2 protein-coding genes are annotated in these 2,048 nt (G+C 72.9%); one reads left to right on the top strand and one right to left on the bottom strand.

The genetic code is table 11. The features are described 5' to 3' along the window. Window positions 1-112 precede the first annotated feature (112 nt). Entirely contained in the window at window positions 113-721 is a 609-nt protein-coding gene (gene wrbA / locus ACOJTC_RS12385) for an NAD(P)H:quinone oxidoreductase (protein WP_204925357.1), read from the bottom strand. A 307-nt stretch (window positions 722-1,028) separates the two neighbouring features. Between wrbA and sigJ the strand changes: the two genes are divergently transcribed. Next, complete coding sequence (gene sigJ / locus ACOJTC_RS12390) at window positions 1,029-1,952, top strand: RNA polymerase sigma factor SigJ (RefSeq protein WP_420116959.1); 924 nt, start codon at window positions 1,029-1,031, stop codon at window positions 1,950-1,952. Window positions 1,953-2,048: the final 96 nt, after the last annotated feature.

The following is a 2,048-nucleotide window of genomic DNA, read 5'->3' on the forward strand; positions in this document are numbered from 1 at the left end:
GGGGGGGCCCGGCCCACCCCGGCCCCGCCCCGGTGGGGGGGCCCGGTTCGGGGGGGCCCCCCCGGCCGGGGCGGCGGGGGCACCCCTCCCACGGCTGTCGCCGGAGGTCGGATCAGGCGGGGCGGCCCGCCTTCAGCGCGGCCATGGTGTCGACCACGCGGCGGGCCTGGTAGCGGGCCGCCTGGAGGGTGACGTCACTGGGCGGGCCACCGCCGGCCACGTGGGAGGTGCCGTAGGGGTTGCCCGACTGGAACTGGATCGGGTCGGTGTAGCCGGGAGGGACGATGATCCCGCCCCAGTGGTAGAAGATGTTGGACAGCGACAGGAGGGTCGACTCCTGCCCGCCGTGCGCGCTGTTGGACGCGGTGAAGGCCGAGTAGACCTTGTTCGAGAGCTTGCCGTGGAACCACAGTGGACCGAGGGTGTCGATGAATGCCTTGAGCTGGCTCGACACGAGACCGAAGCGGGTGGGGGTGCCGAACATGACCGCGTCGGCCCATTCCAGGTCGTCGCCACTGGCCACCTCGACGTCGGCGGTGTCCTGGACGTGCTGGGCCCACTCCTCCCTCGCGTTGACCGCCTCGGCCGGAGCCGTCTCGGCCACCCTGCGCAGGCGTACGTTCGCGCCGGCCTTCTCCGCCCCCTCGACCGCGGCCTTGGCCAGCGTGTGCACGGTGCCGGTGGCACTGTAGTAGATGATCGCGAGGTTCACTGGTTCCATGATCGTTCTCTCCCGGTCGGCGGTGCCGTGACGATGGCCGTGGATCAACTGCTGACGGAGCACGGGCCGAAGTGACCCCGGACGAGACCGGCCGGCACCGGCGGCGCGAGGTCCGCCACGACGGTTCCGGTGTCGCCCGGGGCGAGGTTCATGTCAGGTTCTCCCCGCGGTTTGCTGGGATAGTGTTCGGCCTACCGATACGACGAAACAGCCCTGCCGAATGTCAGGCGGCGCTTCGACTCCGCAGCTGCGGGTGCCGTCGGTCGAACCGGTGGGGAAGCGGACGATCAAGGGAGTCGGCGTCAGCATGACCAACCCCAGCGGGCCCGGACTGGACTGGCCCGAGGCGGCCCCGAGCGGGCCGGTGAGCGAGCGGCCCCAGCTCATCGGTCTCGCATACCGGCTGCTCGGGTCCCTGGCCGACGCCGAGGACGTCGTGCAGGAGGCGTACGCCCGCTGGTATGCCCTCTCCCCCGACCAGCGGGGAGCCATCGAGACCCCGGGTGCCTGGCTGACCAGGGTCGCCGGCCGGATCTGCCTCGACGTGCTCGGCTCGGCCCGCGTCCGGCGGGAACGTTACGTGGGGGAGTGGCTTCCGGAGCCCCTGCCCGACAGTGCCCAGTGGACCGGCGACGGTACGGGTGACCCGGTCGACCGGGTCACCCTGGACGAGTCGATCAGCATGGCCTTCCTGGTGGTGCTCGAATCGACGACACCGGCCGAGCGCGTCGCGTTCATCCTGCACGACGTCTTCCGGTACTCCTTCGCCGAGGTGGCCGAGGTAGTCGGCCGTACGCCCGCCGCGTGCCGCCAGTTGGCCTCGTCCGCCCGTCGCCGGGTGCGCGGGTCGTCGGCGCCCAGGGTGCCGGCAGCCCGGCAGGCCGGTGTCGTGCGGGCCTTCAAGCAGGCGTGGGAGGACACCGACATCGACGCGCTCGTCGGTCTGCTGACGCCCGACGCCACCGCGACCGGTGACGGCGGCGGACTGGTCAGCGCCGTACTCCACCCGATCGAGGGTGCCGAGCGGATCGCGCGCTTCTTCGCCGATCGGGGCGGTGCGGCCTCCGGCGTCCGGCTCCTGGAGCGCACGGTCAACGGGCAACCCGGTCTGGTGGCGCAGGTGGCGGGCGTCGTCGGGGCGGTGCTGGCGTTCGACGTCGAGGGTGACCGGATCAGGCGCATCTGGACGGTCCTCAATCCCGACAAGCTCCGTGCCTGGACGGCCGGCTGAGCTGCGGGCCGTTCCCGGACGCCGGCGTCCGGGAGCGTCGGGGGGGGGGGGCCCCCCCCGCCCCCCCCCCCCCGGCCCGCGGGGGGTCGGGGGGGG

The sequence above is a fragment of the Micromonospora sp. genome (genome assembly GCF_048594385.1).
Taxonomy (GTDB): domain Bacteria; phylum Actinomycetota; class Actinomycetes; order Mycobacteriales; family Micromonosporaceae; genus Micromonospora; species Micromonospora wenchangensis.

What these genes read in the sequence shown, in the direction of transcription:
- sigJ (WP_420116959.1), top strand. Translation starts at nt 1,029, where the DNA reads ATGACCAACCCCAGCGGGCCCGGACTGGACTGGCCCGAGGCGGCCCCG.
- wrbA (WP_204925357.1), bottom strand. Translation starts at nt 721, where the DNA reads ATGGAACCAGTGAACCTCGCGATCATCTACTACAGTGCCACCGGCACC.